This window comes from Arthrobacter melezitosi, from assembly GCF_054511055.1.
Map to the genome: position 1 here is coordinate 53,470 of NZ_JBTNDJ010000001.1, position 16,017 is coordinate 69,486.

The following is a 16,017-nucleotide window of genomic DNA, read 5'->3' on the forward strand; positions in this document are numbered from 1 at the left end:
TGGGGCCGGAGGCTACTTGACGCTTCCGGCGCCCAGTCCGCTGCTCCAGAAGCGCTGGAGCGCAAGGAACGCAGCGATGAGCGGGACGATCGAGACGAGGGCTCCGACGATCACGAGGACGCGGAGTTCGGGGATCTGGCTGATCTGGCTGTTCCACGCGTAGAGGCCCAGGGTCACCGGGAACAGGACCTGGTCGCGGAGCATGATCAGGGGGAGGAAGAAGTTGTTCCAGATCGCGACGAACTGGAACAGGAAGATCGTCACCAGGGCCGGCGCCATCAGGCGGCTGGACACCGTGAAGAACGTCCGGATCTCCCCGGAGCCGTCGAGCCGGGCGGCCTCGAGCAGCTCCCCGGGAACGCTGGCCGCCGCGTAGATGCGGGCCAGGTAGACGCCGAACGGGCTGACCAGGCTGGGCAGGAACACGGCCCACAGGGTGTTGGTGAGCTTGACCTCGCTGAAGATCAGGAACAGGGGCAGGGCCAGGGCCGTCGCCGGAACCAGCACGCCGCTGAGCACGATGTTGAACAGCGCCTCGCGGCCCTTGAACTCGTACTTGGCCAGGGCGTAGCCGCACATGGCGGCGATGATGGTGCCGAGCAGCGCGCCCAGGCCGGCATAGAGGGCGCTGTTCAGGAGCCAGCGCCCGAACACGCCGTCACTGTAGGTGAAGAGCCGGCCGATGTTGCTGAAGAACGTCGGGATCGAATCCATCGTGAACCAGAGCGGCGCCGTGCCGGTGATCTGTCCGCCGGTCTTGGTCGAGGAGACCAGCAGCCACCAGATCGGGGTGAGGAAGTAGAGGGTGAAGACCCCCATGATGAGCATCGCCCCGGTGCGGGACATGATGCTGTGCCGGGGCCCGCGGGCGGTGTCTCCCCGGCGGCTGGACTTGCGTGTCGATACGGGTGCCGCTGCTGCTGCGCTCACTGGCTGACCTTCCGCTGGGTTGCCTTGAGGAAGACGAAGGAGAGGATGAATGTTGCCAGGGCCAGCACTACGGAGAATGCTGCGGCAAGGTGGTAGTTCGGAACCGAGGCCGTGGTGTACACGGCGAGGTTCGGGGTGAAGGTGCTGCTGATCGCCGAGCTGAAGCTGCGAAGCGTCTGGGGTTCGGCGAGGAGCTGGAGGGTACCGATGATCGAGAAGACCCCGGTGAGGATGATTGCCGGCACGACCAGGGGGATCTTGATGCGCCAGGCGATCTGGATGTTGCTGGCGCCGTCGAGCTTGGCGGCCTCATAGATCTCGGTGGGGATGGCCAGGAGCGACGAGTAGATGATCAGCATGTTGTAGCCGACGTACACCCAGGTCACGACGTTCGCGATGGCCCACAGCACAAGCTCCGCGGAGAGCACATTGACCTCCGAGGTGACCAACCCGAACGGCGAGAGCGTGGGTGAGTAGAGGAAGCCCCACATGATCGCGGCGATGACGCCGGGGACGGCGTACGGGGCGAAGAACGCGAGGCGGAAGAACTTCTTGCCCTTCAGCAGGGGTGAGTCGAGCAGCAGGGCGAACAGCAGGGCCAGGCCGAGCATGATCGGGACCTGGACGACCCCGAAGAGCACGACCCGTCCCACGGAGCGCCAGAACTCGGTGTTCTGGAAGACCTGCTCGTACTGGACGAAGCCGCCGAAGACCTGCTGCGGGGCGCCGAAGGTGCCCTCCCGCTCCACGGTGAGCAGCGACTGCACCACGGCGAAGATGATCGGGATGGCGTAGAACGCCAGGAACAGGACGCCGAAGGGCGCGATGAAGAGCAGGACGGCACGGCGCTGGGCCGCGAAGGTCTTGGTTCTCCGGGCTTTCGGCGCCCCCTTGGCCACGGCCGGAGAAATGCTTGAACTAGTCACTTTCAACATCCTTTGAGCCTGCGGAGAGGCCATTGATGGGGTGGGCTGGGGTGGAGGTTCGCACGACCCGTACGGCGCCTGCGGGAACCACCACGACGTCGGCCACTTCCTCGCCGACGATCAGTTCCTGGCCCTGGATCGCGTGTTTGTGTTCCTCGGTTGAGTGGTTGATCAGGAAGACATAGCTGTACTCCCCGTTGCCGCGGACGACCGTCTCGAGGCCCTCGGGTAAGGACGTGACGTTGATGCCCGCGCCGACGGCGGCCTGGGTGATGGTCTCGCGCAGCGCCGCCGGCTCGAGGGCCGTGGCGAGGTACCAGGCGGTCCCGTCGCCGTGCCGGTTGCGGGTAACGGCGGCGGCGCCGGCCAGGTGCCCCCCGGAGAAGGAGACCATTGCCTCGGCCCCTTCAAGGCGCAGCGCTTCGCTCCAGAGCGAGGCGGCGGTGCCGTTGTCCAGGGCCGGGGCCACGCCGGGGGCCAGCGGGAAGAATTCCTCGGTGCGGATGCCGAGCAGGTCCCGGAATGCGCCCGGGTACCCGCCGGCGCGGACCTTCTCGTTCTCGTCGACGATGCCGCTGAAGTAGGTCACAAGGGCGTGGCCGCCTCCGGCAACGTAGTCGGCCAGTGCCGCGGCGTCGCGGTCCCGGACCAGGTAGAGTCCGGGCACGACGGCGAGCTTGTAGGCGGAGAGATCGGCACCGGGGGCGACGATATCCACGGTGATCCCCGCGTCCCAAAGGGCCTTGTAGGCCGCGTGCACCTGGTCGAGGTAGGCCACGTCGCTGGACGGGTGGGACTCCTGGTCGTAGGCCCACCAGGTCTCCCAGCTGAAGACCAGGGCCGCTTCCGCGGTGACCGTGGTGCCGCCGACCTCGGTGAGCCGTTCGAGGATGCCGCCCAGTTCGACGACCTCCCGCCAGATACGGGAGTCGGTTCCGGCGTGGGGGAGCATGGCGGAGTGGAACTTCTCGCTCCCCTGCACCGAGGCGCGCCACTGGAAGAAGCACAGGCCGTCGGCCCCGCGGGCCAGGTGGGTCAGGGAGTTCCGGATCATCTCGCCGGGGGCCTTGGCAATATTGCGCGGCTGCCAGTTCACGGCCGACGTGGAGTGTTCCATGAGCAGCCACGGTGAACCCTGGGCGAGGCCGCGGGTGGCATCGGCGGCGAACGCGAGCTCGGTGGTGGGGGCCTCGAGCCGGTGGTCGAGGTAGTGGTCGTTGGCGATGACGTCCATGTGCGGCGCCCAGGACCAGTAGTCCTGCGTGCGGATGTGGGCCGTGACCATGAAGTTGGTGGTGACCGGCACCGTGCTGTGCTCCCTCAGGACCTCAGCTTCGGACTTGTAGTAGCCGAGCAGTTCGTCGGAGCTGAAACGGTGGAAGTCCAGGACCTGGGTGGGGTTGTAGGTGGAGACGGTGGTGCGCGGAGGCAGGATCTGGTCCCAGTCGGAGTAGCGCTGCGACCAAAAGGTGGTGCCCCAGGCGGCGTTGAGCGCGTCGAGGGTCTCGTAGCGCCGACGGAGCCAGCCGCGGAAGGCGGAGGCGGAGACATCGCAGTAACACAGGGCGTTGTGGCAGCCGAGCTCATTGGAGACGTGCCAGAGCCGGACGGCCGGATGCGCGCCGTAGCGGCGGGAGACCTCGCCGACCAGGCGCAGGGCGTGCTCACGGAAGATGGGGGAGCTTGGGCACCAGGCCTGCCGCCCGCCGGGCCAGGCCCGCACTCCCGAAGCCGACTGCGGCAGGACCTCGGGATGCAGGGTGGTCAGCCAGGCCGGCGTGGAGGAGGTCCCGGTGCCCAGGTTGACGCCGATGCCATGCTCGGCGAGGAGGTCGAGGATCTCGTCGAGGCGTTCGAAGGAGTAGTTTCCGGGGGAGCTTTCGAGTTCTGCCCAGCCGAAGATGTTGATGGCCACGAGGTTCACCCCGGCCTGCTTCATCAGGCGGACGTCTTCCTGCCACACCTCACGGTCCCACTGTTCGGGATTGTAGTCACAGCCATAGACGAGTTTTCCGTTTCCGGACAACCCGGTGACCGGGTATTTGGTGAAACTCAAACCCCTGCTCCTTCGCTTGCGGTGCACGTGCAAGACGAGGAGGGGCCTCGTTGCCTTGAACGCTCTGTGAACGCTCCCAGAAAAAGCGAAATCCGTCATCTCTGCGATTTCTGGGAGCGCTCACAGCCTAACAACGGCCCCCGGGGCTGTCAACGGACTGCCTACGCCCGGGCGGCCGGACGCTCGGCTACAGTACAGATATGTCCCTTACCCGAACCCGCGCGCGGCGCGCCACGATCAACGACGTGGCCGACGCTGCAGGGCTGTCCCGGGGAACCGTGTCGAGGGTCGTCAATGGGGAGAAATACGTGTCGGCGGAGGCCCGTCTCGCCGTCGAGGCGGCGATCGCGCGGGTGGGTTACGTCCGCAACACGGCGGCCCGGAACCTGGTCACCCAGGAGTCCCGGGCGATCGGACTGATCATTCACGAGCCGCACTCGCTGCTGTTCGAGGATCCGAATATCGGCTCGATCCTCCTGGGGGCCAACGAGGCGCTCTCCAAGGCGGACTACCAGCTCGTGACCCTCATCATCGACTCGGACCGCGACAGCCACCGGGTCGCCGACCACCTGCGCGGCGGCCTGATCGACGGCGCCGTCATCGTGTCGGCCCGCGCTTCGGATCCCATCGCCGCCGCCGTCGCCGATATCGGCCTTCCCGCGGCGTTCGTCGGCCATCCCGACGGCACCCCGGACCTGCCGTATGCGGCAATCGACAATGTCGAGGCGGCGCGCGCCATCACGAGCAGGCTGCTCGACACCGGACGCCAACGCGTCGGCATGATCGCCAGCGCCCTGGACCGGGACTCGGGCCAGGACCGCCTCTCCGGATTCCGGGCCGCGATGGGGGAACGGTACAACCCCCGGTTGGTCGTTGAGTACCCCCTGTACACCTACGCCGCCGGCTTCGAGGGCATGCAGAAACTGCTCCGCCGCGACCCGTCGATCGATGGTGTCTTCGCCGCCTCCGACGCCGTGGCCGCCGGCGCCATGACCGCCCTGCAGGAGGCCGGACGGCGGGTTCCCGAGGACATCGGGATTGTCGGCTTTGACGACAGCAGCTGGGCCCTCCGGTGCAGGCCGCAACTCTCCACCGTGCGACAGCCGGCGGGACTCCTCGGCAGCACTGCCGCCGAATTGGTGCTCGCGCAACTGATGGGGATGCCCAGCCCGCCCCGGGTGCTCGAAACCGTCGTCATGTGGCGCGGCTCGGCCTGAGCGGCACTGTTCACCGGGTCGGATGCCCCGGCATTCGGCTGCTTCCCGGGGACACAGCACTGGGTTTGCGGCCCGCGCGTCGTTCCGCCCACCGACCAGCCCTGTTCACCGGGCGAATTGTGCAGGGTTGGGCCGTTCTGCCCACTGATCAGCCCTGGTCACTGGGCAGGTGTGCGGCGCGGAGTCCTTCTGCCCACCGAAAGGGCCTGATGAGTGGGCATGTCTGGATATGCCCACTGACCGGGCCTGATCAGTGGGCAGGTTTGCAGCTGAAGCAAGTCCTGGCCCTGGCCAGCGGGGCCGAGTCCCTACTTCGGGCGGCGGCAGGCCACCGGCGGCGCCGGCCCGTACACCGGGCCGGGCCACCCTGGTCTAGCTGTCGGTCCGCCTCAGTTCGATCAGGACTGACTGTTCGGGGAACAGCACCGGCGCCTCAAGGCCAACCGAGCCCAGCAGGCGACCGCTGAGTGTCAGCGGCGAACCCTCGGCCGCGGCCTGCACCCACGCCAGGGCCGACTGCCCGTTGCCGGGCAGTTCCCGGTGGGGCTCGGCGAGGGAAATGCTGTAGGAGCCCTCGGGGTCCAGACCGGGGAAGGTGATCCGTCCCGGCGGGTAGCTGGCACTGGAGGCCGTCAGGGTATAGCCGAAGAGGGCGGCAGAACCGTCCCGGGCGACCACGCCGCGCAGGTCCATGGCCGGGTCGGGAAGGTCGGCGTGGACTGTGTGTCCGGTGTGGAGCACCTCCCGCCACGCCTTATGGACCTCGATCCACTCCGCCAGCGCGGTGGTGTCCTCGGCGCTGAGGTCCGAAATGTCCCATTCCACGCCGAAATGGCCGAAGACCGCCGTGGCCGCGCGGAAGGACAGGCCGTGGGCGCGCCCGGTGGAGTGGGAGACGGGTCCGCCGACGTGCATCCCCATCAGCTCCGGCGGCACGAGGAGCCCCGTGTACTTCTGGTTCGGCAGGCGTTCGATGGGGTCGATGCAGTCGCTCGTCCAGATGCGGTCGGTCCGGGACAGGATCCCGAGATCCACGCGTGCTCCGCCCGAGGCGCAGCTTTCGATTTCGAGGCCCGGGTGGCGCTGCTTCAGCTCGCCGAGCAGGCGGTACAGGGCGAGGACGTTCTCATGGATGACGGCGTGGCCGGTGCGGGCATCGGCGCCGTCGAGCACCTCCCGGTTGTGGTCCCACTTGATGTAGGAGATGTCGTTGTCGGTCAGGACGGCGTCGATGGACTTCAGGATGTAGTCGTAGGCCTCGGGGTTCGCCAGGTTCAGGACCTGCTGCTGCCGGCCGGGCACCGGGAGGCGGCCCTCGGCCTGGATGATCCAGTCGGGATGGCTGCGTGCCAGGTCCGAGTCCGGGTTGACCATCTCGGGTTCGAACCAGAGCCCGAACTCCATGCCCCGCGACCGGACGTGGTCGATGAGCGGGGTGAGCCCGTCCGGCCACACCGCCGGATCGACGACCCAGTCGCCGAGTCCGGCGGTGTCGTCGCGGCGGCCTGAGAACCAGCCGTCGTCGAGGACGAAGCGTTCGATGCCGACGGCGGCGGCCTTGTCGGCGAGGTGGGTCAGGCGCTCGAGGTTGTGGTCGAAGTAGACCGCTTCCCACGTATTGAGCGTGACCGGCCGCGGCCGGCGCGGGTGGCTGCTGCGCAGCCGCAGCTCCTGGTGGAACCGGGCGGCGAGCTCGTTGAGCCCGTGGCCCCAGGAGCCGAGCGCCTCGGGCGCCTCATACCGCTGGCCGGGCGCGAGGACGATCTCCCCCGGAAGGAGCAGCTCGCCGGCCCCGAGGAAGGCCTCACCGGTGGGGGTTTTCTCAACGATCAGCTGGTGGTTTCCGCTCCAGGCGGTGTGAACGGCATGGACCAGCCCGCGGGTGAAACCGAAGGCGGGTTCGCCGGCTCCAAGAAGCAGCGATGCGTCCGCGCCCGGCCGCCCTTTCCGGCTTTCCCTGCGGTAGCTGCCCGCCGTGAGGGCGTGGCGCTGGGGGCTGCGCTCGCGCAGGTGGCGGCCGGTGGTGTCGAGGACCTCCTGGGCGCTGGCCGGCAGCGGGAAGGTCGCCAGGAGCGAGCGCACCTCGTAGGCGATGTCGGCGTTGTTCACCACGGCCAGGCGCTGGCGGAACAGGCCCGTCTCGGTGACTGTCAGTTCGGCCTCGAGGATCAGGCCCGCGACGGCGTCGACGGCGGTCAGCTTCAGGTCGGAGTCCGACGCCACGAGCTCCGTGGTGGTGAACGCGGCGGAGATGAAGGCCCCGCCGCGGTGGCCGGTGAAGCCGGCCGTTCCCTGCCAGCCGAAGGACTCCTGCGGAACGATGGTCAGGCGGGCCGGGATGTCGATCCCGCCGGAAACCCGCTGCGGGCGGAGGGCCGCGGCGAGGGCAACAAGCTGGTCGTCGGCGATCTCCCCCAGGGCCTCGCCCCAGTAGAGAACCGCAGGGAGGCCGTTGGTTGTGGTGTCGAGGACAACGCTTGTGCCCGAACGCGAAAGGTGAAGAACGGGGGAGGACTGCATCCCTCATTTCTACTGCAAAACCAAGGAACGGCGTCAATCGTCGGGCACGGCATCCGCTGACCTGCGGCCCCTCCGCCGTCCGTTCCCGCAGGTGCCGCCGTCGTGCCGCGCCGCCCGCGGATACGGCCCGGCTGATCCCCGCCGGATCCGCGGTGCGGTTCCGGCGGCACCGCTAGGGCATGCGGTCGGCCGGCGCCGGATTGGCCGGAAGGGTCACGGTGAAACGGGACCCCCGGCAGGGCTCGCTGCTGCAGGAGATCGTTCCGCCGTGGCCCTCCACGATGGCCTTGGTGATGGAAAGCCCGAGGCCCGTGCCGGGCACCGAGGATTCGCGGGCCGAGCGGGTGCGGAAGAACTTATCGAAGACCTTGGCGGCGTCCGCCGCCGTCATCCCGGCGCCGGTGTCCTCGACCGACAGGATCACCGCGTCGCCGTCCGGGCGGGCCGTAACGGTGACCACCCCACCCTCGGGCGAGTACTTAACGGCATTCGACAGCAGGTTGTCGATCACCTGGGCGATCCGCTGCGGGTCGGTGTGTGCCCACAGCGGGGAGGGCACCTGCGTGCGGAGGGTGATCCCGGCGGCCCGGGCCTGGGCGCTCATCGAGCCGATGCTTGAATCGATGAGGCCCGCGATGTCGGTGCGGCGCGGGTGGATGCTCAGCGCCGCGGAGGCGGACAGCAGCAGGTCCGACACGATCTCAAGCAGGCGCTCCGCATTGTTGTGGGCGATGTCCAGGTAGTACGCGGTGTGCGTGGAGACCTCCTCGCCCGAGTCCTGTGCCAGTTCGAGGTTGCCGAGGATCGACGTGAGCGGGGTGCGCAGCTCATGGGAGACATTTGCGATCAGGTCATCCTTCGCGGCAATCGCCTCAACCAGCCCGGTGACGTCGCTCGAGGCGATGACCGCCCCGCGGAACTCCCCGGAATCGCTCTTCATGGCCCGGGCCGCGGTGGAGAGGGCCCGCTGGTCGCTGCCCTCCCCGATCCAGATGAGGTAGTCGGCGAAGGACTCACCGTCGACGGCCCGGCGCACCGGCCGCTTCGCCTCGGGCAGGACCGTCCGTTGGTCCTGGCCGAACAGTGCGAGGGCCGATTCGTCGGTACCCGAGCTGCCCGGGGGCATCGCCAGCTGGTGAAGGAGGTTCTGCTGGTGGTTGGTCAGGATCGTCTCGCCGTCGGCGTTGACCGCCACGACCCCGACGTCGATGGTGTCAAGGACGGTGTGCAGGAGCCGCTCGCGCTCCTTGCTGGACCTGAGGAGTTCCCGCAGGATTGCGTCCTTCTTCATCAGCTGGCGCTGCTGGAGGGCGACATTGGCCGTCGCGAACCGCACCGCGAGGGCGACCGAGAGCAGTGTCACGGGGAGGAAGACCGTGCCGCTCAGTTCGGCCGCGGTGACATCCGGAAGCTTGACGAGCAGCGGAAACCCCACGATCAGCAGGGGCCCGACGAAGCTCATCAGCACCGCCAGCCAGCCGAGGATGCCCGAGGCGGCCAGCCAGATGACCGGAAAGACGGCCAGGGCGCCCAGTCCGGGAAGGAGCTCGAGCCCGCTGTTGCGTGTGACGGCGATGGCGATGAGGTCACCCACGGGCAGGATCAGGGGGGCGGCCTGGGGGAGGCGCTCCCACGGAATCACCCAGCAGGCCAGGAACAGTGCGGCGTGGAGCGCGAGTCCCACCTGGAACCAGGGCAGGTTCAGCAGGCCCGGCCAGACGTTGGGCGCGGCCAGCACGATCCCGATGATGATCACCGTGAGGGGCAGCTGGCACAGTCCGATCCGGACGCGCGGGCCGAGTTTCCGGAAGTAGAGGTGCGTCTTCGAGGTGGGGGTCGCCTCGACCGGCGGAGGCTCATACAGGAAAGCTGCAGGCGCGGGTTCCGTATGAAGAGAGGACATTTCTCTATTATTGCTCCCCTACGGGCATTGAGGTGCAGAAATTCGGTAAAGAAACTGCGCCAATCTTGCGTAACTTACTTAACACGGACTTCCCTTGTAGCCTGTAAAACAATCACGGGTCTCAAGGTGCGGGAGGGTGAATACGTTTCGCGACTCCCGGCCTCCGGCGTAAGGAAAAAAATATGGGTGAACAGGGGACAGCCGTCGTTATTGAAGACGACGAAGATGTGCGCAACCTCTTGAGCGCTGTCCTCCAGCAGTCCGGGTTCGAGGTCTATTCAGGGTCGACCGGGCGTGAAGGGGTCCTCGCGGTCCGCGGCAACAGCCCCACGGTCGTCACCCTCGACGTCGGCCTGCCCGACATCGACGGGTTCGAGGTGCTGCGGCGGGTCCGGGCCTTCAGCGATTGCTACGTCATCATGCTGACCGCACGGGCAGATGAGCTGGATACCCTGATGGCCCTGCAGGCGGGTGCGGATGATTTCCTCACCAAGCCCTTCCGGCCCCGCGAGCTGCGGGCACGGGTTGCCGCGATGCTGCGGCGTCCGCGGGCCTCGGACACCGGCAACAGTTCGAATCAGCCTCCCGCCGCAGGCCCTCAACAGCAGGCGGTGCTGCGGCACAACGGCCTCGTCCTTCACCAGGAGACCCGGACGGCGAAACTTTTCGACACCGAAATCAGTTTGACCCGCAGCGAGTTCGACCTGCTCCATGACCTGATGCGTGGTGCCGGGTCAGTCCGCACCAAAACCGAACTGGTGCGGGTGGTGCGCGGCGAACATTACCGGGAGGCTGCATACGTGAGCGACGTCGATGAACGCGCCGTCGAGGTGCACATCGGTAATCTGCGGCGGAAGCTGCGCGAGGACCCCCGCCAGCCGCGCTGGCTGGTGACCGTCCGGGGTGTCGGCTACCGCCTTGCACCCGAGCGCACGGACTAGCTTCAACGGGAATCAGGCCCTGCGTTCCACGCAGCCGGTCAACAGTGGAACCACGGTGACCAGGCCGCCTGCGGCGACCGGGCGCGCGGCCGTCGGCCACGGCCATCCGGTAGGCGCCACACCACAGCGATCCTGCGGCGTTGGACGCGGTTGACGCGGGGCAGCAGGGGCTGCCGAAGGGAAAGCCATACCTTCGGCTACGTTCCCTGGAACCGGCGGGCCGCCGCTCTGGAACTTCCTGCGGCACGCTGCGCAATTGCAGCCTAGGAGAAGGTCGCGAGGGCGTTGATCACTGCCGGGCCAAGAATCGCGATGAAAAGGACGGGGAAAATGAAGAAAAGCAGCGGAAACAGGACCATGACGGGAAGCTTCATCGCCTTCTCCTCGGCCCGCTGCCGCCGCTTTACCCGCATCACCTTAGCCTGCACCCGCAGCACCTGGCTGATCGCGATGCCGTAGGCATCGGCCTGCACGACTGCCTGAACGAAGCTCCTCAGTTCCGGAATGTTGGTCCGTTCGGTGAGGGCGAGGTAGGACTCCCTGCGGGAGCGGCCCACCTGCATGTCCTGAAGGGTACGGATCAGTTCCTCCGCGAGGGGGCCTTTTCCGTTTTCGCCGGCCCTGGCCATCGCACCCTCGAATCCGAGCCCGGCCTCCACGGAGATCAGCATCTGGTCAAGGGTGTTGGCGAGCTCGAGCTGCATCTCTTTCTGGCGCTTCTGCCCGTTACTCATCAGCAACAGGTCGGGAAGGAAATACGAAGCCACACAAACCACTATGCCTAAGAACCGGAGGACCGGGTTTGATGAGATCGCAAAGAAGATAAGCGCAACGACGCCGCCTACGAGTGCCAGCGCGGGCTTCGCCGCGAGCAATCTGTTGAGCGGCATGGATACGGGCCTCCCGGCAAGCGCGAGCAGCCGGTCCAGCCGACGGACATACGCTTCCGGTGTAAGGCGGGTACCAATAATGGTCAGCAGGTTTGTCCTGCCACCTGCAACGGTCTCGTCTGGTCCACCACCCCGCAACAGATTTGTCCTGATGGCTGCCATTCCCTTGCCATCCACAGCAAACCGGATCCAGGCGAGGTAACCAAGTGGGAGCGCGATCAAGAGCATTCCGACAAAGAGGGGAGTATCCATTGCGGCTCAGAACTTCAAATCAATGATCTTGCGCATCCACAAACTGCCAATCGTCATCAAGACGGCTGAGACTGCAATCAGCACCCAGCCGAGGGGGTGGGAGAACATCGGAGCCATGTAGCCGGGGCTGAGGAGCATCAGCATCGCGACTATCGCGAAAGGCATGGTGATGAGAATATACGCCGAGAACTTCCCCTCGGCGGCAAGCGCCTTGATCTGGCCCTTGATCTCGCCCCTCTCTCGGATGGTTTCGTTTACCTGGTCCAATACCTCGGCCAAGTTTCCTCCGACTTCGCGATTGATCTGAATCGCTTGCGAAACCCACACGAAGTCATCACTGTGCATCCGCGCAGCCGTATCGTTCAAGGAGCTGAGCAAATCCCTTCCGAGGCTGGTCTCGGATATCACCCGCCTCATCTCCTCCGAGGTTGGGGCCGCCGACTCAGCCGCTGCTGCATCAATTGCACGAAGAATACTATGCCCGGCGCGTAGGCTACCGGTCAGGAGTTGAAGGGTGTCACCTAGCTGCTGGTCGAACTTGATGCGCCGCATACTGGTTGCCCGGACGACGATCAGTTGCCCAATAGCTGGGGTAAGCAAGAAGAAGAGGATTGCGAGGCCGGGTCCCGCCACCGCGAGGCCCACAACCGCCGCCACGGCCGCCGCCGCAAACACAAGCACCACGAAGTCGGTTTGGCTCAATCGAATCCCTGCATTCTCGAGAGCTTCCCTGTTGTAGAGCCTGATGTTGCGCTGAGACAAATAACGATCAAGACTCCCGACAGCAGAGCCTGCGAATCGGGCGAAGTACGACTGTGATTCCGTTGGGTAGGGTCGCCTGCGCTCGAGTGAAACCTCCGGTTGTGGCTGGAGGACCCGGGTCAGTAAGAGTAAAAGGGCGGCCACAACAAGGGCCGCGCCGGTGATGAGAAGCATGGGCACTCCTACCGGGCGCCGGCGAAGACAGCCGGCGAAACATGGATGCCCATGTCCTCGAAACGGTCGATAAAGCGGGGCCGGATGCCAGTCGAGATAGGTTTCCCTCGGAAACGGCCGTGTTCGTCGACGCCTGCGGCAAAGTCGAAGACGAAGGCGTCTTGAAGGGTGACGACATCCCCCTCCATACCTTGGACTTCCGTGACGTGGGTGATGCGGCGCGTTCCGTCGCGCAGGCGGGAAATTTGGATAATGAGGTGCACCGCGGAGGCGATCTGCTCCCGGATGGCGCGCAGTGGGAGGTCCATGCCGGCCATCAGGACGAGGGTTTCGAGGCGGGCCACGGCGTCACGCGGGGAATTCGAGTGCACTGTGGACAGGGACCCATCGTGGCCGGTGTTCATGGCCTGCAGCATGTCGAGTGATTCGCCGCCACGGACCTCTCCCACAACAATTCGGTCAGGGCGCATACGCAGTGAGTTGCGCAGCAGTTCACGGATCGTGACCTCACCCTTGCCCTCAGTGTTCGGGGGCCTGCTCTCGAGCCGTACGACGTGTTCCTGTTGTATCTGAAGTTCGACGGCGTCCTCGATCGTAACGATGCGGTCCGTATCCGGGAGGAAGGAAGACAGCACGTTGAGCAGAGTTGTCTTTCCTGTGCCTGTTCCACCCGACACAATGATGTTCAGCTTCGCCTTAACGCACGCGTTGAGCAGTTCCGCCATCTCCGGAGTGAGCGTGCCGAAGTCGATCAGGTTTCGGACGGTCAGGGGTACCTTGCTGAACTTACGAATGGTGAGCGATGAGCCCCCCACGGCGAGGGGCGGAATGACTGCGTTCACGCGGGAACCATCCTCAAGCCGCGCGTCGACAAGTGGGGAGGATTCGTCGATGCGGCGTCCGACCCTGGAGACGATGCGTTCGATCACTTTCCGCAGATGGTCCTCCGAGCTGAAGCGCGATCCGGTCAGGACCAACTTCCCTTTGCGTTCAACGTAGATTTGGTCCATCCGGTTGACCATTATTTCGGTAACTTCCGGGTCGTCGAGAAGCCGCTGGAGGGGGCCATAACCGAGCACGTCATCCGCGACATCCCGGATTAGCCGGGTCCGCTCATCGGCAGAGAGAGGAACCTGCTCGGCATCGATAACTTTGGTTAGTTCCTCCCGCGCCGCCGCGCGCAAGTCCTGCTCACTAATGGCCGAATCGTTGGACCGGGCGCCCATGCGCTCGAACAAGGCGACCGCGGCACGTTGTTTCAGCCCGGCCAGTGCATCGACGGGTTGCTGGACCCTGACTTTGGCTGATGACTCCTTGGCCGGGCGCACGGTGGGGAAACTCCTAGCTGGCGGGGCAGGAGCTGCGGTCGCCGACTCCGTACCTGACAGTGCATCCGCCACTGACAGGGCGGGCCCTACGTGAGGAACTGCGCCACTAGGAGAGGCGGCGAGCCGCGCGTACGCATCAGGCGGAGGCCCTGCCGGCGTGGATGCCCGCTGAGCAGCTAGAAGCCGTTCGGAAAGATTCATCACACGACCACCCTTCGGTGCGTCTTTTTCTGGGTCTTGGCGCGCCACAGCGGATTGAACCGCTCGACCAGTTGATTCATACTCTTCACAGCGCGGTCTCTTTTCCCGTCCTGCAATACGGGAACGCCCCGGTTGGTGGAGTAGGCGATGGCCCGCGAGCGGGGGATCGATACATCCACCGGGGCGCCGATCGTCGCCTCGACATCCTGCACAGACAGACCCGACTTCGAATCGGCCATATTGAGCACCACGTGGCGGGACTCCGGCAAAATATCAAGTTGCTTCAAGACGTCGAGGCCACTTCGGAGGCCGCGGACACTCGGAATATCCATACCGGTGACCCAAACGACATCCGTGCATCTTTCCATGGCCGCTAAACCGAGTTCGAGTAGCCCGGGCGCCGTATCCACCACGACGTACTGGAAGGTTTCCGCGAGTTGGTCCAGGAGATGGGTAACCTGACTGGCGCTGACGTCGTCGGCTTCCGCTGGATTCTTTGGGGCGCACAATGCGTAGATGCCTGCCGGATGGACTGTAAGGAACGCTTTGAGGACCAGTGTGTCACCGCTGGCCGACGCCGAAACTGCGTCCAGGACTGTGTGTTCGGCCTCAAGGTACAACCCGGAGGCAACGTCACCGAATTGGAGATCTAAATCGACAATCACCACACTCATGGGGGCGATTTTTCCAAGCCCAACCGCGATGTTCGTTGCCACAGTCGTCTTGCCGACTCCGCCCTTTGGGGAAAAGACTCCGATGACCATCCCCCGGTCCCGGGGCGACTCCGGTTCCTGCCTGTACGTGCGCTGCCGAGTCGCGAACGCCTGACAAGCGCGCTCCAGAACGACACGAATCTGCGCAGGATCTGACGTCGGGTCGACAACGTCACGAATACCCGCACGCATTGCATGGACTACGAGTTCGGGGTCGTGGTGGCCCGCAAGGATAACGCTGATTTCAGGGAACTGCACGTCAAATATCATTGCGAGCCGCAGCGAGTCTTCGATGGCAACGTCCGGTCCGAGGATCAGGACTTCGGGAGGATGCGGCAACTGGGCGAAAAGCTGGTGTGGGTCGAGGGGAAGTGCAGATGAGAGAAAGGTCTGGACTCCGCCCTGAATCCCTCCCGCTATGGCGGTGCGGACAAGTTGATCAAACGCGGTGTTGGGCGTTATCAATACGAACCGGCTCATGGGAAGACCTCCGCCCTGCGGATCGGGGTTGGAGCGCTCTCAGTTGCTTCGGCCGGTTCCTTGGTCAGCCAGATCCTGCCAAACTCACTCGCAAAGATAATTCGGGCTGCATCTACGTCATTGACAGCTACGGTGACCATCATGGAACCTTCGGGCAGCGCCTCGGGGTCAGCCTCTTGGGATGCTTCCGGTGTCGTTTCGGCCCTCTGTACGCCGGTGACTAGTACCTTATGAAAGACCCGCTGCGTTAGTGAAGGCTGAGGGTCCTCCCCTTCGAAGGACGCGAAAAGCCCGATGGTGTCCCCCGCCGTCACTCTGCCGCCCACCACCCGCTGCGGTTCAAGCAGGAAGGTGACCTCTTGGAGCCCTGCTGGCACGGGGACTGAGCCTGGCGTCTGTAATTCTTCAGGGTCGACAAGGCGCTCCTCCAAGAGTTGCTCGCCCGGAACCAGCTCGACGGCGGTGACCATACCCGAGAAATCCTGCAGGTTTTCCACAGCGCTTTCCGCAACCACTCCTGACGGCTGGGATTCCACCTCGACAAGTTTTGCGAGGTCCTCAACCGTCGTTCCAGCAGACACTTTGTCCCGTACTACCAGCACCTCAGTAGGTTCTAGATTTTGCATCGCACGCACGTTGGCACTTTGTGCATACGTGTAGACGAGGAATACGCCGATCAAGGCTAGGAGTACGGCGACGGTTCCGCCCACCAAACGAGACTTCA

The 16,017-nt window shown here is 65.3% G+C and carries 12 protein-coding genes; 2 read left to right on the top strand and 10 right to left on the bottom strand.

The genetic code is table 11. The features are described 5' to 3' along the window. Positions 1–12: 12 nt before the first annotated feature. The 3 genes from ACX80W_RS00285 to ACX80W_RS00295 all read right to left on the bottom strand — a co-directional run bounded on the left by ACX80W_RS00285 (position 13) and on the right by ACX80W_RS00295 (position 3,912). On the bottom strand, positions 13–846 hold the full coding sequence (locus tag ACX80W_RS00285; RefSeq protein ID WP_459280168.1) for a carbohydrate ABC transporter permease: 834 nt from the start codon (positions 844–846) through the stop codon (positions 13–15). 80 nt (positions 847–926) lie between these two features. Beyond that, a complete protein-coding gene (locus ACX80W_RS00290) occupies positions 927–1,865 on the bottom strand; it encodes a carbohydrate ABC transporter permease (protein ID WP_459279354.1) in 939 nt (312 codons plus the stop codon). After that, positions 1,849–3,912 carry a beta-galactosidase gene (locus ACX80W_RS00295; protein ID WP_459279356.1) on the bottom strand — a complete coding sequence of 688 codons (2,064 nt, stop codon included), beginning with the start codon at positions 3,910–3,912 and terminating at the stop codon, positions 1,849–1,851. Before ACX80W_RS00295 ends, ACX80W_RS00290 begins: the two co-directional genes overlap by 17 nt. Before the next feature lie 200 nt (positions 3,913–4,112). Between ACX80W_RS00295 and ACX80W_RS00300 the strand changes: the two genes are divergently transcribed. Further along, the gene (locus ACX80W_RS00300) at positions 4,113–5,129 is read left to right on the top strand and encodes a LacI family DNA-binding transcriptional regulator (RefSeq protein ID WP_459279358.1); all 1,017 of its coding nucleotides are present in this window, start codon (positions 4,113–4,115) and stop codon (positions 5,127–5,129) included. Between the two features lie 372 nt (positions 5,130–5,501). Here the strand turns inward: ACX80W_RS00300 and ACX80W_RS00305 are convergent, their stop codons facing one another. Together ACX80W_RS00305 and ACX80W_RS00310 are read right to left on the bottom strand one after the other, a co-directional pair. Continuing rightward, the gene (locus ACX80W_RS00305; RefSeq protein WP_459279360.1) at positions 5,502–7,649 is read right to left on the bottom strand and encodes an alpha-galactosidase; all 2,148 of its coding nucleotides are present in this window, start codon (positions 7,647–7,649) and stop codon (positions 5,502–5,504) included. A 172-nt stretch (positions 7,650–7,821) separates the two neighbouring features. Beyond that, positions 7,822–9,552 carry a sensor histidine kinase gene (locus tag ACX80W_RS00310; RefSeq protein ID WP_459279362.1) on the bottom strand — a complete coding sequence of 577 codons (1,731 nt, stop codon included), beginning with the start codon at positions 9,550–9,552 and terminating at the stop codon, positions 7,822–7,824. 182 nt (positions 9,553–9,734) lie between these two features. Here ACX80W_RS00310 and ACX80W_RS00315 point away from each other — a divergent pair, with 182 nt between their 5' ends. After that, positions 9,735–10,493, top strand: coding sequence for a response regulator transcription factor (locus tag ACX80W_RS00315; protein ID WP_459279364.1), 759 nt, complete (start codon positions 9,735–9,737; stop codon positions 10,491–10,493). Between the two features lie 263 nt (positions 10,494–10,756). Here the strand turns inward: ACX80W_RS00315 and ACX80W_RS00320 are convergent, their stop codons facing one another. From ACX80W_RS00320 to ACX80W_RS00340, 5 genes are read right to left on the bottom strand one after another with little or no spacing between them, the layout of a single operon-like run. Then, positions 10,757–11,635, bottom strand: coding sequence for a type II secretion system F family protein (locus ACX80W_RS00320; protein WP_459279366.1), 879 nt, complete (start codon positions 11,633–11,635; stop codon positions 10,757–10,759). A 6-nt stretch (positions 11,636–11,641) separates the two neighbouring features. Further along, positions 11,642–12,571, bottom strand: coding sequence for a type II secretion system F family protein (locus tag ACX80W_RS00325; RefSeq protein WP_459279368.1), 930 nt, complete (start codon positions 12,569–12,571; stop codon positions 11,642–11,644). 8 nt (positions 12,572–12,579) lie between these two features. Beyond that, the gene (locus ACX80W_RS00330; RefSeq protein WP_459279370.1) at positions 12,580–14,100 is read right to left on the bottom strand and encodes a TadA family conjugal transfer-associated ATPase; all 1,521 of its coding nucleotides are present in this window, start codon (positions 14,098–14,100) and stop codon (positions 12,580–12,582) included. Next, positions 14,100–15,293: a CpaE/TadZ family protein gene (locus tag ACX80W_RS00335; protein WP_459279372.1), complete on the bottom strand. Its 1,194-nt coding sequence runs from the start codon at positions 15,291–15,293 to the stop codon at positions 14,100–14,102. Before ACX80W_RS00335 ends, ACX80W_RS00330 begins: the two co-directional genes overlap by 1 nt. Next, entirely contained in the window at positions 15,290–16,003 is a 714-nt protein-coding gene (locus tag ACX80W_RS00340) for a Flp pilus assembly protein CpaB (RefSeq protein WP_459279374.1), read from the bottom strand. Before ACX80W_RS00340 ends, ACX80W_RS00335 begins: the two co-directional genes overlap by 4 nt. Positions 16,004–16,017 lie beyond the last annotated feature (14 nt).